The sequence below is a fragment of the Lysinibacillus fusiformis genome (assembly GCF_016925635.1).
Taxonomy (GTDB): Bacteria; Bacillota; Bacilli; order Bacillales_A; family Planococcaceae; genus Lysinibacillus; species Lysinibacillus fusiformis_F.
In genome coordinates, this window is sequence record NZ_CP070490.1 from 1,715,403 (window position 1) to 1,734,614 (window position 19,212).

Sequence of the window (19,212 nt, forward strand, 5' to 3'; positions counted from 1 at the left end):
TAATAAGTCTATGCATTTTTCATATACATTTTATATTGAACTATTTCTAATTAAGGAGAGAAAACATGTGGATATTATCGTAAGGCCAGGAGATTCACTTTGGCATTTCAGTGAAGTGTTTAAAATACCTCTTCAACTCATTTTAGATTCCAATGAAAATATAAATCCCCAATTTTTAAGAGTTGGACAACGCGTTCGGATTCCTGGTTTTGTGACCAACAACTATCAAATTAAACAAGGGGACTCTTTTTGGCGGATTGCCCAGAGTCGAAACCTTCCCCTAGTCGCCCTATTACTCGTTAATCCTGGTCTCAATCCAAATCGCTTACAAATCGGTCAAATGATTCGCATACCTCAACGGATTACATGGCGTTTAGTTGAAGGTAAGCAAAATTACACGTATACCCATATGATGAATGATCTCAGAAAGCTCCTTGATGCCTATCCTTTTCTTCATAGTTCAAACATTGGCAGTTCCGTTTTAGGGAAAGAGCTACCTGAGCTGACAATGGGCCATGGTGCAAAACGTGTTCACTATAATGGCTCCTTCCATGCGAATGAATGGATTACTACACCTATTATTCTAACATTTTTAAATGACTATTTGCTCGCTCTCACCAATCAAAGTAGTATTCGTGGTATTTCTCCATTCTCTCTTTATCAGCAAGCATTCCTTTCCATCGTACCAATGGTGAATCCTGATGGGGTTGATTTAGTGATACAAGGCCCACCAAATGATGAAGCGTTAAGAAATCAACTGATTGCATGGAATAATGCTAGCGCTGATTTTTCTGGCTGGAAAGCAAACATTCATGGAATTGATTTAAATGACCAATTTCCTGCAGAATGGGAGCTTGAAAGTGCCCGTAATCCAAAAACACCAGGGCCAAGAGATTATGGAGGTGAAAGACCATTATCTGAACCTGAAGCCATTGCAATGGCTGATTTGACCAAGCAACGTGATTTTTCTAGAGTATTAGCCTTTCACACACAGGGACGCGTCATATATTGGGGCTTTGAAAATCTAGAGCCCCCCGAATCAGAGGTTCTTGTCAATGAATTTAGTAGAGTAAGTGGTTATGAGCCCGTTCAATCTGCTGGAAGCTATGCTGGCTATAAGGATTGGTTTATCCAGGATTGGCGTAGACCTGGCTTCACTGTTGAGTTAGGCAGTGGCACAAACCCTTTACCAGTCAGTCAGTTTGATGACATTTACGAGGAATCTTTAGGGATTTTTCTTGCTGCGTTGTATATGTAAAAAGAGTAATCAAACTCCATTCACTAAGAAACGGTCCTTTTGGGCTTTTCTGCGAATGGAGTTTTTTTATAGGAAGGTCTCGTCATGGCTAAAAAAGTGAAATAAATTACTTTGACAGACAGAGTAATGTTTGTTACTATTACTCTGTCAGATAGAGCAATAAATTAAAGTAGGTGACTTATGGTTCGCAGTGATATTATCCGAGGACATTTGGATTCGATTATTTTACGGCTAATTTCAGAAAAAGACCGTTATGGCTACGAAATTTCTCAGGAAATAAGTCTCCGTACAAACAATCGGTTTCAAATCAAGGAAGCAACTTTGTATGCTGTTTTTCAACGTCTCGAAAAAAAGGAAATTATTGAAGCCTATTATGGAGATGTCTCACACGGAGGCAAAAGAAAGTATTACCGTATTACCTCATTAGGTAAAGCCTATTTAAATGAGCTAGTGAAAGAATGGTCGGAAGTAAAAGAAATAATCGATTTATTTATGGAGGGCTTAGAATGAAAAGAATAAAAAACCATATTGATGAGCTTTTTAAAGACATTCCTCGTAATAACGAAACGGAAATGGTTAAACAAGAAATCATTGAAAATCTCGAAGAAAAAGTATTTTATTTGATGGATCAAGGGAAAGAACAAGAAGATGCCATCAATAAAGCCATCGTAGAATTTGGAGATATTGAAGACTTAAAGCAAGAATTAGGTGTTAAAGAGCCAGCAAAGAAAAGCATGGCTAAATTAAATCTAGAATTTTCAATTTGGGGTAGTGGCTTAATCATTGCATTTTTTATTTTTATTAATCTTTATTACACACCACATACAATTTGGGCAATCTATCCGATTTTCGCCATTCTTTGGTGGCCTTTATCTATGTACTTTGTGTGGTCCCGCAAGAAATGGGGTGAATAAACATGAGGAACTTTATTAACTTTTCTATAGCTGGGAGCTTGATGACAATGATTTTTTTAGGGATTGTTAATTATACGACATCTCCTCAAACAATGTGGTTTATATACCCATGCTTATTGCTACTACTATGGCCAATTACTTTATTCTTTATGGCTAAAAAATTGTATAAACAATACTCAATCGTTTGTAGTGCCTTAATTATTGCGTTTCTTATAGTTGAAAATTATTTATACGCACCGAATCATTTATGGTTTGTCTATGCTATTTATCCAATTATCTGGTGGCCAATTCTAATGTACTTAGATGAAAAGGCTAAAACGTTAAAAACAGCACTAATTGGCTGTGCTTCTACAATCATCTATTACACTATACTGAATATCATTGTATCTCCTCAATATCCTTGGGCAATTTATCCTGCATTTTTAGTGATATGGTGGCCTCTAGCTTTATATCACGCACAACGAAAAACCTTTGTAGCATTCTCCGTTACAGCTACTATACTAATTAGTATCTTTTTCATTACAGTTAACGTTGTTTCTTCACCAGATGTTATATGGGCAATCTACCCTATTTTTGTTACGCTATGGTGGCCTCTAAGTATGTACTTTTATGTGTATAAAAGAAGAATGTATCATACTACTTTTATGAAACGCATGTAAAGAAGGTATTCTATGAAAACTTTAAAAAATATCTTGTCTTAATCATGAGCACCTGTATTTCCAACATGGACATCATTTGTTTAATTGCTATATAATTTACTTATTAAATATTTTAACGGACGTGATTATATGGCAGAAAGTCTAAACAATGTAGAAATTATTATGAAAGAAATGCTAGAAATACAGCAGAAGTCAAAAATGTTTGTAGATCTTTTATCTGAAGGGGAAGCGTTATCACAAAACCAATTAATATTGCTTCTGCAACTAAAAATAAATGATGGGATGAAGGCAACAGAAATTGCTGATTTCTTTAGTGTAACCCCCGGAGCTGTAACTTCCATGTGCGATAAATTGGAAAAGCTAGAGCTAATTCAACGAATTAGAGAAAATAATGATCGACGTGTGGTCATCATGGCTTTAACAAATACTGGTGACATGAAAGTCCAAGAAATCTTTTTAAAGTTTTCTCAGGATAAACTGATAGACATGGCCAAAATCTTACGTGAAGTAAACCAATTAATGAATAAAATTCTTTAGGATTTCAACAAATTGAAATCCTTTTTTTATTGCTCAACTTTTAGGCAATGCTTTTGTTCTTGACAAATGGAAGTTACATATAATTTAATTAATATATATTTTAATAATTAAAATATATATTAATTAAATTATAATGAGGTGAATTTTTTGTTTCAAAAACTCCGTACCCTAACACAAACGAATGGCTCTATTAAACATTTGGATGCTGGTTATGAACAATTAAATATTCGAGGAGCTGTATCGCTACATCAAGAAGTACACTTAAAAAAAGTGTCCACACATGGTCATAGCTCCTTTTATTATCCAGTTACTGCGCAGGTATTTAACAGCACTGGCTCGTGTGCGTTAAAGGATTATTGTGAAATCGAAGAACTGACAAATGCCGGTAATATTAAAATACGTAATGGTCTAATCCAAAAAATCAATAGTTCTGGAAAACTAATGGTTGAGGGGGAATTACAAAGCGAGCAATTTGACGCTATAGGAATAGTGAAGGCTGCGGAAATAATCGCTCATCATTTTCATTTGAAGTTATCAGGAGAAAGTGAAATTGGCAGGTTAATGGCTGAAAATGTGATAATCGAAAAGGATAAGATGACGCTTCTTCCATTATTTAAGAAAATGTTACGTTGTCACACGGTAAGCGGTAAACACCTACAATTCTCTAATACAAAGGCTGAGTTTGTGGAAGGTGAAGTGGTACAAGTAGGGGAAAATTGTGTAATCGGGACACTTTCCTACACAGATGATTATTCGATTGCTTCAAGTGCAAAGGTGCATCACATTATACGGAGGGAAAAAGAGTGACACTCCTAAAAATGCTAAAGGCTTTTTTTTGCTTATTAGCTTTAGTGGTATTATCTGTACTTTATGTTGGATTACTTTTCAGTGCTGGCTTATCCATAATCGCTGGCTTTTTACGAACTTTCGGACTAGAACAAATTAAAATGGGCCTCTGGTATGGCGTAGATCTTCCAGTTATGTTCAGCATTCCCTTCTCACTATTAATAGCTCTACTGCTGTTCTTTTGTGCCACATATATTAAACGTTCTATAGTTTTTTGTTTATCAAACCTTCGAATATAGAGCAATAAAAGAAGTAAGCATATTTTGGGGCGGAATATGCTTACTCTCAACAACTTTAAATTAAATTTATTACAAGTACACATAAAATATTGAACAGCATGAAGGATCATTTTATTAGCTGATTCACATTTTTATCAGCACGGCTAAAGCTCCCCCTCAAGAAAATGGATAAGGTATATTTCTGGTCTAGCAAGAAATTCTTTAAAACTACATAAATCAGCATATTCCTCATGCTCTACATCATAGCACCCCACTTGCCCCTCTCCTTTTGGATTCCAGACTATTTGCAAATCAGAATAATTGTCGATATTTGCGGAAAGAAGAAGGAGCTTTCGACGACCCAACTTCATCTCAATTGTATCGGTTAGTTTAAAAAAATCGATATAGTGAATGCCATAGTCATTTGGTGCAAGTTCGAGATGCAATCGATCGTCTGTCAGAAAATTCACCAATTCATCTGGTAATTTGTATTTTTTTAATGCCTCTTTTTTGTTCTCTAAAGTATGAAATTCAATAGGTTCTAGAGCCTTCAAATAATTTGCTAGTTCCATATTTTTCATACCTACTGCAATTGTATAAGCCCTCTCCCCATCTTTCTCCGCTAAAGTGACAGTTGCACCTCGTTCAATCAAGTATTTCACCATAGCGATATTACCCATTCGTGTTGCAATTGTTAATGGTGTTGCCTCATAGGGATAGACCATGTCAGGCTTTTGATAATTAATATCTACTCCGTGATCAAGTAAATAAGTGACAGTTTTCCTGTCAAAATTCGACACAGCCTGACGTAATACAACTCCCCCATGCAGCTTTATATCAAGTCCCAATTCATGAATAAGTGGGATATTTCTTTTATTGCCATAGTAAGCCTGAGAGTAGGCCCCAGATCCAACTTGATTACAGCCATCTAATCTTGCCCCTTGTTCAACAAGGTAACGTACGATAGTTTCCTTACAATATCGAACAGCTCTTAAAAAAGCAGGATTTTTTTCCACATTTAAATTGACCCCAGATTCAACTAATAATTTTACTACCTCAAATCTTTGTGCAATCAATGCTAAATCCAACGGGCTTAATGATGTATGCGGACTTAAACGTATCTCTTCTTCAATATTCCAGCCTTTATCCCTCGCAGCCTGCAAAGCAGTAATATTGCCAGTATAGATATGCATTGCAAGCTCTGGTAGTTCTTGAAATGTTCCAATATCTTGTAGCTTAATCATCTATAGATGGGCTCCCTTCTAACATTTATAAAAAGTATAGAAAACAACCACTTACAAAACAATGGGACATAGAGCTATAGTGTCATAAAATACAAGGCAAGATTTATATTAATTTTGACGGTTCTTTTATTAAAAAGAACACAACTGGATTAAAAATTTCCCAGGAAAGGATATATTCTAATTAAAAAGAGCTCTCAATCTGAGTAGAAGATGATGTCAACGGCAGAAAAAGTAACTTTGCAAGGTGAGAGGTTGATTTCCGTTCCGCCAGCGTCCTTTCCAGGGGGCGTCCGATGAGCCGCTTCACTCACTTACGTTCGCTCCAGGGTCTCATCTGTGACGCTAATCCCCTAGGAGTGACGCTGGCTCCACTCCAATCAACCATTCTGAAAATGTCTTTCATACTAGTAGTAGTGAACAAAATAGCCCATTATTTGTATGATTCGAGAAAGGATAGGATCTTATTATCAATATGGAGTGACAACACCCCTCACTTTATTTGAGAACCTTTTCTAAAAGGAAACATTTTTGCGAGTTGGAGTGGTAGGCTACTTGACCATAGCCGTGTCCTTAGTGATTTCCTTTATTCGTTGGTTCATATTTCTCTTATCAAGGTATAGATAAGTACACTTGATAAAGGAGGTCCAGCAAAATGAAACCAGAAAATATTCAATTACTTGCGCCACTTTTTCAGATACTTGGGAAAAATGAAGTAAAAGAGGTGGGTAGATTATCGGGTTTTATTCAACGCGAGCGTTCGTTTAGTGCGGCACAATTTTTACACTTTCTGTTTTTGAAAAAGAGTGAGATTATCAGTGATTCGCTTGAAACGCTTTGTACGGACTTGGCGGAGCAGGATATATTTATGACGAAATCGGCTCTTAATAAACGCTTTGATGAACGGGCTGTTACTTTTTTGGAAACCATTTTTGGACGATTATTCAAAACGCAGCTTCAACTCGCCTTCTCCAAGCTAACGGGATACACATTTACTCGAATACGTATTTTAGATAGCACAACGATCAAATTGCCAGATGCCTATCAGGGAAATTTTCAGGGTGTCCATTGTTCGTCTGTTAAAGTGCAAGTGGAGTTTGATTATTTAACCCAACAGCTACTTTATTTTGATTTAATGAACGGACGTGATGCCGATAATCCAGCAGGAATGACGCGATTACCTTTGATTCAGGAGAGAGAACTGGTTCTACAGGATTTAGGCTATTTTCAATTCGATTTTTTTAAAAAGGTGCACGCAAAAGGTGCTTTCTATATCACAAAAACGAAAAAAGATACGCAATTGTTTGTCGAAGTAAGTCATCCACCTCGTCATCCAAATGGGAAATTGATTGAAAGTCGCCGTTACAAACAAATTCATTTAGAAGAAATCGCATTAGATATGGTACGTGGCGAATACAAAGAGTGGTCCCAATTATTTGTAGGACGACACGAAAAAATGCCTGCACGTTGTATTCTCTATCGCCTCTCAGAGGAACAGAAAAAAGAGCTACACAAGCGGGAAAAAAGAAGACGTCAAAAGAAACAAGGGCAAGTCCATAAAAATGAAGTAGAACAAATACCTGGAGTGGTCATCTATTTAACAAATGTACCAGAGGATATGCCAGCAAGTGAAATTCATGAACTTTACCGATTACGCTGGCAAATCGAGCTCTTATTTAAAACATGGAAATCAGATTTAGAAGTCGATAAGGTGAAGAAGGTGAAGATTGAACGATGGTTATGTCATTTCTATCTTCAAAGTATTGTGCTTTTATTGACTGAAATGATCATGGGAATGATGAGAAATGATCTATGGGTGACAAGAAAACGGAGGATTAGTGAAAGAAAGACGGTCCGGTTGATTGCGAAACAAATAAATCGACTTTTAAAAAGTATGTGGCATTCGAAAAAACAGCTATATGTCTATTTCGATACGCTCACCCGAAACGTTTCGTCATTTTGCCTAAAGTGTAAAAAACGCAAAACTTCTTAAAAGTCGATGTAAACCCAATATTTGGATGGATAATTTGTATAGTTTATTTAGTGAGGCCATTTTTCCCTCACTCCTTGTGTAATACCCATTTTAAACAGAAGATAAACACACGAAAATCTGGCGTAGGATGTCTGATGTTTTCTTAAGGACACGGCTATGGCTACTTGACTCCCGTGGGATAGCGAGACAAGCCTCTCAACGGAGCGATAGCGGAGGTCGCCCATAGGAAAGCAAGTAGCCTGCAACGGAAATCCATTTTCACCTTTCAATTGACTGTTTTGTTTTTCAACATTAAAAAAGCTCTCAATCTGAGTAGATTGAGAGCTCTTTCTTAAACGCTTACATGACTTACTTTTATTTTAAGCCAAGTGCTTTATCTGTTGTTGCATGTAATTCTTTTAGAAGCTCTGGGTTTTCTGCTAATGATAAACCATAAGATGGAATCATTTCTTTAATTTTTGGTTCCCACTCCTTGATATGTTGAGGGAAACATTTATTAAGAACCTCAAGCATAACATGTACAGCAGTAGATGCACCTGGTGAAGCTCCAAGTAAAGCTGCAATCGAGCCATCAGAAGCACTTACAACTTCTGTACCGAATTGAAGTGTTCCTTTACCGCCAGCTTCTGTATCTTTAATAACTTGTACACGTTGACCAGCTACGGTAATATCCCAATCATCGCTCTTCGCATTTGGAATGAACTCACGTAGTTCTTCCATACGTTGTTCTTTTGAAAGCATAAGTTGTTGGATTAAATATTTTGTTAATCCCATTTCTTTTACGCCTGCCGCTAATAATGTTGTGATATTATGCGGTTTTACTGAAGCAAATAAATCCATATTTGAACCTGTTTTTAAGAACTTCGGTGAGAAACCTGCGAATGGTCCAAATAGTAATGATTTTTTATTATCAATATAACGAGTATCAAGATGCGGAACTGACATTGGTGGAGCACCAACTTTTGCTTTTCCGTACACTTTTGCATGATGTTGTTCAGCCACTTCTGGATTATTACATTGTAAGAATAAACCGCTAATTGGGAATCCACCAATATGTTTCCCTTCAGGAATACCTGATTTTTGTAGTAATTCTAGGCTTCCTCCACCAGCTCCAAGGAAGACAAATTTTGCTGAATGATATTCCATTTTACAGCCGTCTAAATCATGCACACGTACTTCCCATGTACCATCACTAGCTTGTTTTAAACTTTCAACACTATGATTGTAGTTAACATCAACATCTTTTGCTTTTAAGTGGTCAATTAACATACGTGTTAAAGCACCAAAGTTAACATCTGTACCAGTGTCAATTTTCGTTGCAGCAATGTCTTCACCAGCAGGACGATTTTCCATAATAAGTGGAATCCATTTTTTTAGTGTTTCAGGGTCATTAGAAAATTCCATTCCTTCAAATAAAGGATTTTTTGTCATCGTTTCATGACGTTTCTTTAGAAACTCAACATTTTCTTTCCCTTGTACTAAACTCATATGTGGTAAAGGCATAATGAAGTCTTGTGGATTATTGATCAGCTTATTGTTTACAAGATACGACCAGAATTGTCTTGAAACATGGAACTGTTCATTAACATTAATCGCTTTTTTGATATCGATTGATCCGTCTTTTTTCTCTGATGTGTAGTTCAGCTCACATAATGCAGCATGTCCAGTTCCCGCATTGTTTAATTCGTGAGAACTTTCTTCGCCTGCTTTTTCAAGCTTTTCAAACACTGTAATTTTCCAATCTGGTGCTAATTCTTTGAGTAATGTTCCCAAAGTTGCACTCATGATTCCGGCACCAATTAAGATAACATCTGATTTAATTTGTCTGTTACTCATTTTTACCTTCCTTATATATTAAGATTTGCAGAAAGGATGTAAGCACTCCCACTTTAGAAGTACTGTAGCCATGGAGCAACCTTGGAGCACACCATTTCTGTATCAATTATTACCTTATTGCAGTTTATCACAATTAGTTCAAGAATAAAATATCAACTATTTATATGAGAGTTATCAGCTTTTTTCGAGCCTTTCCATTCATAATTCAAGCAAAAAAATCACTTTTTGTTCTAAATAAAAATTGAATAATTTAAGCTTAATGGAATAATCGGCCTAAAAATGGTTGACATTTTCATAAAAAATAGGTTCTTTTTATTATTATATCTGTATAATAACATAAAATATGTAGCTCGTCTTGTTTCTGAACTAACTTCCATCCTTCAAGCTTAACTATCGATTGCACTTTTTACATACCATCCATCTATATGAAAACCGCCCATTTGTATTAACACATAATCCACTAATGCTTCATATCGTGCCATCATCTTTTCAGCATGGTCCTCTTGCATTGCTCTCATAAAAATTTCTTTAAAGTCAGCATCTGGAAAAGCCGACTTACTATATTTTTGCAGGTATATTGGATCTTCCAGATAGGCATGGATTTGATAGAAGGGTATCGTTTCTAGATTTAAAAACTGACAGTACGCTAAAAACAAAATGGCTAATGAGTGATGGTAGGTAAAGGAAAAGTCCTTTCTCTCTTGCTCATAACAATCCTTTAAATTGTCTAGTGCATCCCATAATTCATATTTTTTTATTTCTAAGAGCGTTTTATTCATTTGTTTATAGTTTTCTTTGAGGCGCTCTTCTGCTTCAAATTTCAAATCTTTTATTATTCCAGTATAATCAAATAAAATTCTACCTGTTTTAAATTGCACCATCGACATGGTTCTTCGTTTTTTAAAATCATCTTGGAAATATCCCCGAATTTGACCTGGTGGATTCGCAAAGTATTCAATTAAAAAGCCATCTATAACACGATTGCCCCTTTCCCTCCACTCCACATTATTTGCCAAAATAATATGGACATCGATATCAGAGCGTTTAGAAGGATTTCCAGTAACATAGCTCCCACAAACGAGTGCTCCTACAACTTCCTCTTTGTCTTGCCAATCTTTTAAGAATGTTTCTAAGGCTATTGTCCATTTTTCCATCAATCATTCACTTCCTTTTTCTTCTACAATACTATTCAAAAAATAGAAAATCTGTTTTACTTTCCACGTCATTATTCAATTTCTTTCACGGTTAATTTCTTTTGGTTAATTTCATAAGTAACTAACACATTTTTAATAATCGCTGTGTCATCATAGGAAAGGCTAGCTTCAAATTCTATCGTTGCATTTCCCTTCCATTTAAGATGATCCACATAGCTATAGTTTTCATGATCTGTTCGAATCCAAGTATCTAAACCTTGTTCAGCACCATATTTAACCCTAGAAGATTCAACTAACTCTGGACTTACCATACGCTCTTCCACGTTGATTACTTCGACAAATTCGCTTTTATTAGAATTGGTGACAATGGCGACTAACTTTTGATCAGGTGAAGGGATTATTTTTTTAATATACATAGAGGGGCTGGAGAAGCTGGAATACGCCTCTAGCACATCATCTTTTATCCGCCAAAGAACATTTTGGCTTCCGTAGTCAGAGTAATTATTGAATAAAGTAAAAAAGATACTCCCATCTGCTAATTTATATACATACTGACTTTTAAAGCTTCCTGATAAAATATCTACTGCAAAAATAGCCGCATTCGCAATTTTTTCGTTATCACTTTGTATAAAGGGCTGAATAGCCTTTAACGCCTTACTTCTAAACTTTTCATTATTATAGCTCTCGATCAATCTATTGATTGCAATATAGATATACTCCTCTTTGTCGCTATCTAGCGCTTTTAGAAATTTCTCTGCATCATACTCTGTAGCCGGCATTAATTCCATATCCTCTGCCGATAAATAACGAATATAAAGCTCATTATTTTGATGTTTATAGTAAGCTGCTGCTATTGTGGCAGTAGAAACGGAGCTTACGATCATCATACTTATTACCACAGCCAGCCATTTTTTAGAAAAACTTTTTTTCTTTACATCATGTTTGGCAGCTTCAATTAACTCTTCCTCTATTAATCCAAACTCTCGATATAGCTCCTCTTTTTTCATATCTGTATCCCCTCGCTTTCCAAATAAAATCTTAGTTTATTACGTGTCCTAAATAAGTTGGATTTTACTTTACTACTACTCATTTGAAAGTGTAAAGAGAGATCTTTAATAGAATAGGAGTACCAATATCTCAGAATAAAAATATTTCTAGATTGTTCATCTAGGGTGTATAAAAATTGGCTAATGTATTGTGCAACTTCACCAGCTTCATAGGATGTTTCTACTGTGTGAGAGGAAGCTAGACATTCTTCCAGCTCTGCGAGAATCATCTCAAATTCATTACTTCTCTTTTTTGCTGTATTATAGCTGTGCTTATCTAGCGCAATATTACGGATGATTCTCCCTAAAAAAATAGATAGTTTTCTTGGTATTTGTGGTGGGATTGTATTCCATGCAGCTAGGTAGGCATCATTTTCACATTCTTCAACATCCCTCAAATTTGACAAGATTTTTCTCGCAATTACTCTACAGTATGCTCCATATTTCTCCCTTGTTTCCAAAATAGCCTGCTGTGAGCGTTGTATATATAAAGCAACTATTTTTTCATCGTCCATTTGCTTTTTCTCCTTTTATGTACTCTTACTTATAAAGTAGATAATCCAAACAATTGGTTGCATGTAATGAAAAATTTCTTTAAAAAACCTTCCTTAATAAAAAAACCGTCCTTCTTATAAGGTACGGTTCTCAACATATTAAAATAAACCAGCTAAAAATGTTTGCATAGATGTTGGTAATAGCTGAAAGAATAAGCCCTCATATTTAATATCGAGTACACCTGCAATGACAACGATAACAAAAATTAATAATAGAAAGATTTTCTTATTTTTAGAAATCCAATTCAATAGATTCCACTCCTCTGACGTAATAGTAAGCATGTTAAGTATAGATGGATTGGGATGAAATAGCATCCCTATTAACTGCCTGTCACCTAATTTTACAATGCTACATAAACTAAAATGATACGCTACAAAAGAGAAATATGTAAGAAAGGAATGGCTATGGTCAATTTTAAATCTTTTCGAGGTGTCATCACTCAAATCAGTGATTTTCCTGTAGGGCAAAACGGGGATAAGAACGGTTGTTATAAAATGATGACCTTAGAAGATGGTGCTGGCGGGGTTGTCAATTTTATTATTTCTCCCTCCACCTATTTTGTTAATCGTGAAATTGTTACAACGGGTGAATGGGTAACAGGATATTATGATGGAGATGCACCTGTTCCAATGATTTACCCACCTCAATATCGTGCTTTAATTATTGTTAAAGATAACAACTATCAAAATGTAAAGGTAGATTTTTTTAATCATCAATTGCTAAGTAGTGATGGACAATTACAATTAAACCTTTCCCCCACTACGGTTATCTCACTTAAAAATGGGCAGCCTTTTTCCAATAATCCTGCAAATCGAAACCTCATTGTCATTTATGGCCCTTCCACTAGGAGTATTCCTGCCCAAACCACACCGTACGAAATCATAGTTTGGTGTTAACCTCATCATTGAAATGAGCAACGGCTTAAACCTCACTATGAGAATTTAAGCCGTTTTTATCTGTTATTACTTATTCAAATCGTCTTTCATTTCATGTAATTGCTGTTTAATTTGCTCTAGGCTTTCTTTATTTTGCTGCACAATATCCAAATGTTCACCATATTGCTCTGCATTGAAACGTGCATTTTCAGCATGCTTAATTTGATTGAAAGCATGTTCTAGCGCTATTTCCTCTGGATGTGATTTAGCATGCTTCAATAAACGATCTGCCTTTAGCACGGAGTTACTAAACAATGTACTAGGATGATCTTGCTTCCAACTTGTATCGGAGTGCTTAGCCAATGTATACATCTTCCCTTCTTAAAAAGTTTTCATTGTTCTAGATGTAGTATTATGAAATGCCCCGAAAATATGTATGGAAGAAAATAACGCCAAGTTACAAAACACAATATTTCCCAGGCTATAATCAAAGAACTAAGGCTACTGCCTTAGTTCTCCCCTCAATGTAATGAATAGTTGTCAAATATAAATTAGTGCCAGGCAGTCCTCTCACTGGCTGGTTGCTTGCTACCGGTTTTTCCTTGTGTTTCAGCAAAGTTGTTGATTTGTGCTGAAGCTGAATCAAGCTCAAACTCAGCACCAAACTCCTCACGATGAAGTTTCTGACGCTGTTGGTTTGTTTTATTTGCACTTCTCGTACCATTTGTTGTTTTGTTACGATTTGTATTCATATTTGACATAACCATCCTCCATCGATTATTTGAAAAGCTTTAAAACTGTTTATGTGTTTTAGGAACTTTTCATTCTAAAGTTTGTCCAATGAGAAAAAAACAATGTGCATTATTTTTTTTATTTAGCTAAGTATAGTGTTGAGGCTTTTTCAATTTCTAATTGTTCGTAAGTCGCTTGCAATCTTATTTTCTTTCTGACTATAATACTTGTATACAAGTATACTCAAAACTAAAAAAGGTGATATTATGAGCGAATCTAAGGACTATTTATATCCACAAAAATGGCTTTCTAAGGCGTCAACAGGAGATCGCGTAGCATATGAACTTAGAATGCGCATTATTTCAGGCTTAATTGAAAGCGGTACCATTCTTTCTGAAAACAAACTGGCAGCTGATTTTGAAGTAAGTCGTTCACCCATTCGTGAAGCCTTAAGAATATTAGCTTCTGAAAATATCATTCGATTAGAAAAAATGGGTGCTGTTGTCATCGGTTTATCAGAAAAGGAAATAGAAGAAATTTATGATGTTCGTTTGCTGATTGAAACATTCGTGTTTGAACGTCTAATTAAAATGGATACAACGAACTTAGCAATGGAGCTTAGCAAAACATTAGAAATGATGAAGGTTGCCATTAAATATAGTGATGCGGACGAATTTTCTTACCAGGATGTTATGTTCCACGAGGCTATCATTCGCTCCATTGGACATTCCTATATCACAATGATTTGGAATAATTTAAAACCAGTAATGGAAGGCTTGATTTTGCTATCTATGCGCATGCGCTTTAAAGAAAAATATGAGGATTTCACTCGAATTGTGAAAAATCATGAACTATATATTGATGCGATTAGAGCCAAAGACCGAGAACTCATGATTAAATCCTTACATGAAAATTTTGATGATGTTCAAGGCAAAGTAGAAGATCTATGGCGTTCACAGCAAATGCTATCTAAAGGGGTTGAGCAACAAGATGACTAACTATATGTTAGGTGTTGATATAGGGACTACTAGCACAAAGGCCGTATTATTTAGTGAACACGGAAAGGTTATTCAACAAGAAAATATCGGGTATCCCTTATATACCCCTGATATTTCGACAGCTGAACAAAATCCAGAAGAAATCTTTCAAGCTGTACTGCAAGCCATTACCAGTATTATGAAAGTCCATTCCGACAAACCATTACTATTTGTTTCCTTTAGTAGTGCTATGCATAGTGTTATCGCTGTAGATGAAAATGACCAACCGTTAACACCTGTCATCACTTGGGCGGATAATCGTAGTGAAGCATGGGCACATAAAATTAAAGATGAATGGAATGGACATGAAGTTTATAAAAGAACGGGTACACCTATACATCCAATGTCCCCATTAAGCAAAATCACTTGGCTGGTGAATGAGCATCCCGAAATCGCTCATAAAGCAAAGAAATATATCGGTATTAAGGAATATATCTTTAAAAAATTCTTTGACCAATATGTTGTGGATTATTCATTAGCTTCCTGTATGGGTATGATGAACCTCCACACATTGGATTGGGACGAGGAAGCTTTAACCATTGCAGGTATTTCAAGAGCACAATTATCGACACTCGTACCAACAACTAAGTTATTTTCTAACTGCAATGTCCATTTAGCTAAACAAATTGGCATTGACCCACAAACACCTTTTGTCATTGGCGCAAGTGATGGCGTGCTTTCCAATTTAGGGGTGAATGCCATTAGAGAAGGTGAGATTGCCGTTACAATTGGGACAAGCGGTGCAATCCGTACGATAATTGATAAACCCAAAACAGATGTGAAGGGTAGAATTTTCTGTTATGCCTTAACAGAAAACCATTGGGTCATTGGTGGACCAGTAAACAATGGTGGTATGGTATTACGCTGGATTCGTGATGAGTTTGCCTCTTCTGAGATTGAAACAGCTAAAAGACTGGGTATTGATCCATATGAAGTGTTAACGAAAATCGCTGAACGTGTTAGACCTGGTGCTGATGGACTGCTATTCCATCCTTATCTATCAGGTGAACGTGCGCCTTTATGGAATCCAGATGTGCGCGGTTCATTTTTTGGTTTAACCATGTCTCATAAAAAAGAACATATGATACGAGCTGCCCTCGAAGGGGTTATCTACAATTTATATACTGTCTATTTAGCCTTACTCGAATGTATGGAAAGCCCTGTCACTCGTATTCAAGCAACAGGTGGTTTTTCACGCTCTGAGATTTGGAGACAAATGATGGCTGATATTTTTGAATCGGAAGTGGTAGTCCCTGAAAGCTATGAAAGCTCCTGTCTTGGTGCTTGTATTTTAGGCTTATATGCTATGGGAAAAATCTATTCCTTTGACGTTGTCGCTGATATGGTTGGTGACACTTATAAGCATACACCAATCGAAGAGGCGGCCAAAGAATATAGACAGCTACTCCCAATTTTCATTCGTTTATCTAGAGTGTTAGCAGATGACTATGCGTCAATTGCTCAGTATCAAAGGAGCTTAATTAAGCCTGACTAAAGAGGAGGAGAATACATGCCATTAGTTATTGTAGGTATTGGTATTATTGCGCTATTAATTTTAATAATGGGCTTTAAATTAAATACGTTTATCTCATTAATCATTGTTTCATTCGGTGTCGCACTAGCCCTCGGTATGCCTTTAGATGTTATTGTCAAAACAATTGAAGCTGGATTAGGCGGCACGCTGGGTCACTTAGCTTTAATATTTGGACTTGGTGCCATGCTAGGTAAGTTAATTGCGGATTCTGGTGGTGCACAGCGCATTGCCATGACCCTTGTGAATAAATTTGGGGAAAAGAACATCCAATGGGCTGTAGTAGCCGCATCCTTTATTATCGGTATCGCTCTTTTCTTTGAAGTAGGACTTGTGCTATTAATCCCTATTGTCTTTGCCATTTCAAGACAATTAAAAGTTTCTATTTTATATTTAGGAATTCCGATGACAGCAGCATTATCAGTCACACATGGATTTCTGCCACCTCATCCGGGGCCTACCGTCATCGCTGGTGAATTTGGGGCAAACATTGGTGAAGTATTGCTTTATGGCTTTATCATCGCCATTCCAACTGTCATTTTAGCAGGACCATTATTTACAAAATTGGCGCAAAAGTTAGTGCCTGAATCATTCAACAAAACTGGAAATATTGCCTCTCTAGGTGAACAAAAAACATTTGAACTAGAGGACACACCAAGTTTTGGTATAAGTGTTTTCACTGCATTACTACCCGTTATTTTAATGTCCATTGCTACTATTGTTACACTGTTACAAAAAACAGTTGGCTTTGAAGATAATGGCTTCTTAGCAGGTATCCGCTTTATCGGCGAAGCTGGTACAGCCATGCTAATCTCTTTATTAGTTGCTGTCTATACAATGGGAATCGCAAGGAAAATTCCTATTAAGCAAGTAATGGAATCATGTACAACAGCAATCTCGCATATTGGTATGATGCTCTTAATAATTGGTGGCGGTGGCGCCTTCAAACAGGTATTAATCGATGGTGGTGTTGGTGATTATGTAGCTGAACTCTTCCAAGGCACTACCTTATCGCCAATTTTACTAGCATGGATTATTGCCGCTATATTACGTATTTCATTAGGGTCTGCTACAGTTGCTGCTTTAACAACAGCAGGGCTAGTCATTCCAATGTTAGGTCAAAGTGATGTGAATCTTGCCTTGGTCGTACTGGCAACAGGTGCAGGAAGTTTAATTGCTTCCCATGTCAATGATGCTGGTTTCTGGATGTTTAAAGAATATTTTGGGTTAAGCATGAAGGAAACATTCGCTACTTGGACCTTGCTAGAAACAATTGTATCTGTGGCTGGTTTAGGGTTTATTTTATTACTTAGTTTATTTGTTTAAAAAATGTTAAAAAGGAGCAAGCACAATGTTAAATACAATAGGCGTTATTGGGTTAGGTGTTATGGGCAGTAATATCGCTTTAAACATGGCTAATAAGGGCGAGCAAGTAGCCGTTTATAATTACACACGAGATTTAACCGACAAGCTTCTACAAAAAGTCGAAGGACAGGCGCTTACTCCTTACTATGAAATTGAAGAGTTTGTACAAGCTTTAGAAAAACCGAGAAAGATTTTTTTAATGGTTACAGCTGGTAAAGCCATTGATTCAGTTATTCAATCAGTAGTGCCTTTCCTTGAAGAGGGCGATGTGATTATGGATGGCGGTAACTCTCATTATAAAGATACAGAGCGTAGATACGATGAACTAAAAGCTTTAGGAATCGGTTATTTAGGGATTGGTATTTCTGGTGGTGAAGTAGGCGCATTGACAGGGCCATCTATCATGCCTGGTGGCGATCAGGAGGTCTATGACAAAGTAGCACCTATTCTGACAAAGATTGCAGCACAAGTGAATGATACACCATGCTGTACGTATATAGGTCCTAAAGGCGCAGGTCACTTCGTCAAAATGGTACACAATGGAATCGAATATGCCGATATGCAACTCATTGCGGAAGCCTATACGTTTTTAAGAAAAAATGTAGGATTATCCGTTGAAGAAATTGCTACTATCTTTGAAACATGGAATCAAGGCGAATTGAAAAGCTATTTAATCGAAATAACAGCTGAAATTTTACGGAAAAAAGATGAGGTAACAGGATTACCGCTGATTGATATGATTCTTGATAAAGCTGGTCAAAAAGGGACTGGGAAATGGACAAGCCTGCAATCCATAGATAATGGAATTCCTACATCAATTATTACGGAGGCCTTATTCGCCCGCTATATTTCATCATTAAAAGAGGAACGAATTCGAGCAGAGGCAATACTATCTGTACCAAATTACAATCAGCAAAATCTAGAGAAGGATGTCTGGATTGAATACGTTCGCCAAGCCTTATACATGGGGAAAATCTGTGCTTATGCGCAAGGATTTACACAATATAAAATGACATCTGAGCTTTATGAATGGCATTTACCACTAAAAGATATTGCATTAATTTTCCGTAGTGGTTGTATTATTCGAGCAGAATTTTTAAATGTTATTAGTGAAGCCTATCAAAAGCAACCTTCACTAGATAATTTATTAATTGATCCATACTTTGCAGAAAAGACGAAGGATTATCAAAATGGATTAAGAAAAATAGTTTGTGAAGGCATCCAAGCAGGAAATGCATTCCCTTGCTTAAGTGCTTCTCTCACATATTACGATAGTTATCGAACAGGTTCATCTAATGCTAATATGTTACAGGCACAACGTGATTATTTCGGTGCGCATACGTATGAGCGAATTGATGCAGAAGGTGTTTTCCATACAAATTGGTAAGTAAAAAGCTAAAATATACATCATTCCC

20 protein-coding genes are annotated in these 19,212 nt (G+C 36.4%); 12 read left to right on the top strand and 8 right to left on the bottom strand.

The window, feature by feature from the left end; all coding sequences use genetic code 11:
* The first annotated feature begins 67 nt into the window (after positions 1 to 67).
* The 6 genes from JTI58_RS08525 to JTI58_RS08550 all read left to right on the top strand — a co-directional run bounded on the left by JTI58_RS08525 (position 68) and on the right by JTI58_RS08550 (position 4,175).
* Positions 68 to 1,258, top strand: coding sequence for a M14 family metallopeptidase (locus JTI58_RS08525; RefSeq protein WP_205446236.1), 1,191 nt, complete (start codon positions 68 to 70; stop codon positions 1,256 to 1,258).
* 180 nt (positions 1,259 to 1,438) lie between these two features.
* The gene (locus JTI58_RS08530) at positions 1,439 to 1,768 is read left to right on the top strand and encodes a PadR family transcriptional regulator (RefSeq protein ID WP_004233468.1); all 330 of its coding nucleotides are present in this window, start codon (positions 1,439 to 1,441) and stop codon (positions 1,766 to 1,768) included.
* Positions 1,765 to 2,172 carry a permease prefix domain 1-containing protein gene (locus JTI58_RS08535; protein ID WP_205446237.1) on the top strand — a complete coding sequence of 136 codons (408 nt, stop codon included), beginning with the start codon at positions 1,765 to 1,767 and terminating at the stop codon, positions 2,170 to 2,172. Before JTI58_RS08530 ends, JTI58_RS08535 begins: the two co-directional genes overlap by 4 nt.
* Before the next feature lie 2 nt (positions 2,173 to 2,174).
* The gene (locus JTI58_RS08540) at positions 2,175 to 2,831 is read left to right on the top strand and encodes a hypothetical protein (RefSeq protein ID WP_205446238.1); all 657 of its coding nucleotides are present in this window, start codon (positions 2,175 to 2,177) and stop codon (positions 2,829 to 2,831) included.
* 129 nt (positions 2,832 to 2,960) lie between these two features.
* Entirely contained in the window at positions 2,961 to 3,368 is a 408-nt protein-coding gene (locus JTI58_RS08545) for a MarR family winged helix-turn-helix transcriptional regulator (protein WP_205446239.1), read from the top strand.
* Between the two features lie 138 nt (positions 3,369 to 3,506).
* Positions 3,507 to 4,175, top strand: a complete 669-nt coding sequence (locus JTI58_RS08550) for a hypothetical protein (RefSeq protein ID WP_243456361.1) — start codon at positions 3,507 to 3,509, stop codon at positions 4,173 to 4,175.
* A gap of 421 nt (positions 4,176 to 4,596) precedes the next feature.
* Here JTI58_RS08550 and JTI58_RS08555 read toward each other — a convergent pair whose 3' ends face one another.
* A complete protein-coding gene (locus JTI58_RS08555; protein WP_205446241.1) occupies positions 4,597 to 5,676 on the bottom strand; it encodes an ankyrin repeat domain-containing protein in 1,080 nt (359 codons plus the stop codon).
* Between the two features lie 652 nt (positions 5,677 to 6,328).
* Here JTI58_RS08555 and JTI58_RS08560 point away from each other — a divergent pair.
* On the top strand, positions 6,329 to 7,666 hold the full coding sequence (locus JTI58_RS08560; RefSeq protein WP_205446242.1) for an IS4 family transposase: 1,338 nt from the start codon (positions 6,329 to 6,331) through the stop codon (positions 7,664 to 7,666).
* A 354-nt stretch (positions 7,667 to 8,020) separates the two neighbouring features.
* Here JTI58_RS08560 and JTI58_RS08565 read toward each other — a convergent pair whose 3' ends face one another.
* From JTI58_RS08565 to JTI58_RS08585, 5 genes are all read right to left on the bottom strand, one after another.
* The gene (locus tag JTI58_RS08565; RefSeq protein ID WP_205446243.1) at positions 8,021 to 9,502 is read right to left on the bottom strand and encodes a malate:quinone oxidoreductase; all 1,482 of its coding nucleotides are present in this window, start codon (positions 9,500 to 9,502) and stop codon (positions 8,021 to 8,023) included.
* 386 nt (positions 9,503 to 9,888) lie between these two features.
* The gene (locus JTI58_RS08570; protein ID WP_205446244.1) at positions 9,889 to 10,656 is read right to left on the bottom strand and encodes a nucleotidyltransferase domain-containing protein; all 768 of its coding nucleotides are present in this window, start codon (positions 10,654 to 10,656) and stop codon (positions 9,889 to 9,891) included.
* A 71-nt stretch (positions 10,657 to 10,727) separates the two neighbouring features.
* Positions 10,728 to 11,663 carry a hypothetical protein gene (locus JTI58_RS08575; protein WP_205446245.1) on the bottom strand — a complete coding sequence of 312 codons (936 nt, stop codon included), beginning with the start codon at positions 11,661 to 11,663 and terminating at the stop codon, positions 10,728 to 10,730.
* Positions 11,660 to 12,217: an RNA polymerase sigma factor gene (locus tag JTI58_RS08580; RefSeq protein ID WP_205446246.1), complete on the bottom strand. Its 558-nt coding sequence runs from the start codon at positions 12,215 to 12,217 to the stop codon at positions 11,660 to 11,662. Before JTI58_RS08580 ends, JTI58_RS08575 begins: the two co-directional genes overlap by 4 nt.
* A gap of 138 nt (positions 12,218 to 12,355) precedes the next feature.
* Positions 12,356 to 12,505: a hypothetical protein gene (locus JTI58_RS08585; protein WP_243456363.1), complete on the bottom strand. Its 150-nt coding sequence runs from the start codon at positions 12,503 to 12,505 to the stop codon at positions 12,356 to 12,358.
* Between the two features lie 156 nt (positions 12,506 to 12,661).
* Here JTI58_RS08585 and JTI58_RS08590 point away from each other — a divergent pair, with 156 nt between their 5' ends.
* Positions 12,662 to 13,153 carry a hypothetical protein gene (locus JTI58_RS08590; RefSeq protein WP_205446247.1) on the top strand — a complete coding sequence of 164 codons (492 nt, stop codon included), beginning with the start codon at positions 12,662 to 12,664 and terminating at the stop codon, positions 13,151 to 13,153.
* A gap of 66 nt (positions 13,154 to 13,219) precedes the next feature.
* Here JTI58_RS08590 and JTI58_RS08595 read toward each other — a convergent pair whose 3' ends face one another.
* Together JTI58_RS08595 and JTI58_RS08600 are read right to left on the bottom strand one after the other, a co-directional pair.
* Complete coding sequence (locus JTI58_RS08595; protein ID WP_205446248.1) at positions 13,220 to 13,495, bottom strand: hypothetical protein; 276 nt, start codon at positions 13,493 to 13,495, stop codon at positions 13,220 to 13,222.
* Positions 13,496 to 13,683: 188 nt separating this feature from the next.
* The gene (locus tag JTI58_RS08600) at positions 13,684 to 13,893 is read right to left on the bottom strand and encodes a hypothetical protein (RefSeq protein WP_205446249.1); all 210 of its coding nucleotides are present in this window, start codon (positions 13,891 to 13,893) and stop codon (positions 13,684 to 13,686) included.
* Positions 13,894 to 14,130: 237 nt separating this feature from the next.
* Between JTI58_RS08600 and JTI58_RS08605 the strand changes: the two genes are divergently transcribed.
* The 4 genes from JTI58_RS08605 to gnd are packed head-to-tail and all read left to right on the top strand — an operon-like array spanning position 14,131 to position 19,184.
* The gene (locus JTI58_RS08605) at positions 14,131 to 14,862 is read left to right on the top strand and encodes a GntR family transcriptional regulator (RefSeq protein ID WP_205446250.1); all 732 of its coding nucleotides are present in this window, start codon (positions 14,131 to 14,133) and stop codon (positions 14,860 to 14,862) included.
* Positions 14,855 to 16,396 carry a gluconokinase gene (gntK, locus tag JTI58_RS08610; protein WP_205446251.1) on the top strand — a complete coding sequence of 514 codons (1,542 nt, stop codon included), beginning with the start codon at positions 14,855 to 14,857 and terminating at the stop codon, positions 16,394 to 16,396. Before JTI58_RS08605 ends, gntK begins: the two co-directional genes overlap by 8 nt.
* 15 nt (positions 16,397 to 16,411) lie before the next feature.
* A complete protein-coding gene (locus tag JTI58_RS08615) occupies positions 16,412 to 17,758 on the top strand; it encodes a GntP family permease (RefSeq protein WP_205446252.1) in 1,347 nt (448 codons plus the stop codon).
* Between the two features lie 25 nt (positions 17,759 to 17,783).
* On the top strand, positions 17,784 to 19,184 hold the full coding sequence (gene gnd, locus JTI58_RS08620) for a decarboxylating NADP(+)-dependent phosphogluconate dehydrogenase (RefSeq protein WP_205446253.1): 1,401 nt from the start codon (positions 17,784 to 17,786) through the stop codon (positions 19,182 to 19,184).
* Positions 19,185 to 19,212 lie beyond the last annotated feature (28 nt).

What these genes read in the sequence shown, in the direction of transcription:
- JTI58_RS08555 (WP_205446241.1), bottom strand. Translation starts at nt 5,676, where the DNA reads ATGATTAAGCTACAAGATATTGGAACATTTCAAGAACTACCAGAGCTT.
- JTI58_RS08545 (WP_205446239.1), top strand. Translation starts at nt 2,961, where the DNA reads ATGGCAGAAAGTCTAAACAATGTAGAAATTATTATGAAAGAAATGCTA.
- JTI58_RS08570 (WP_205446244.1), bottom strand. Translation starts at nt 10,656, where the DNA reads ATGGAAAAATGGACAATAGCCTTAGAAACATTCTTAAAAGATTGGCAA.
- JTI58_RS08565 (WP_205446243.1), bottom strand. Translation starts at nt 9,502, where the DNA reads ATGAGTAACAGACAAATTAAATCAGATGTTATCTTAATTGGTGCCGGA.
- JTI58_RS08535 (WP_205446237.1), top strand. Translation starts at nt 1,765, where the DNA reads ATGAAAAGAATAAAAAACCATATTGATGAGCTTTTTAAAGACATTCCT.
- JTI58_RS08575 (WP_205446245.1), bottom strand. Translation starts at nt 11,663, where the DNA reads ATGAAAAAAGAGGAGCTATATCGAGAGTTTGGATTAATAGAGGAAGAG.
- JTI58_RS08615 (WP_205446252.1), top strand. Translation starts at nt 16,412, where the DNA reads ATGCCATTAGTTATTGTAGGTATTGGTATTATTGCGCTATTAATTTTA.
- JTI58_RS08600 (WP_205446249.1), bottom strand. Translation starts at nt 13,893, where the DNA reads ATGTCAAATATGAATACAAATCGTAACAAAACAACAAATGGTACGAGA.
- gnd (WP_205446253.1), top strand. Translation starts at nt 17,784, where the DNA reads ATGTTAAATACAATAGGCGTTATTGGGTTAGGTGTTATGGGCAGTAAT.
- JTI58_RS08560 (WP_205446242.1), top strand. Translation starts at nt 6,329, where the DNA reads ATGAAACCAGAAAATATTCAATTACTTGCGCCACTTTTTCAGATACTT.
- JTI58_RS08580 (WP_205446246.1), bottom strand. Translation starts at nt 12,217, where the DNA reads ATGGACGATGAAAAAATAGTTGCTTTATATATACAACGCTCACAGCAG.
- JTI58_RS08605 (WP_205446250.1), top strand. Translation starts at nt 14,131, where the DNA reads ATGAGCGAATCTAAGGACTATTTATATCCACAAAAATGGCTTTCTAAG.
- JTI58_RS08530 (WP_004233468.1), top strand. Translation starts at nt 1,439, where the DNA reads ATGGTTCGCAGTGATATTATCCGAGGACATTTGGATTCGATTATTTTA.
- gntK (WP_205446251.1), top strand. Translation starts at nt 14,855, where the DNA reads ATGACTAACTATATGTTAGGTGTTGATATAGGGACTACTAGCACAAAG.
- JTI58_RS08540 (WP_205446238.1), top strand. Translation starts at nt 2,175, where the DNA reads ATGAGGAACTTTATTAACTTTTCTATAGCTGGGAGCTTGATGACAATG.
- JTI58_RS08590 (WP_205446247.1), top strand. Translation starts at nt 12,662, where the DNA reads ATGGTCAATTTTAAATCTTTTCGAGGTGTCATCACTCAAATCAGTGAT.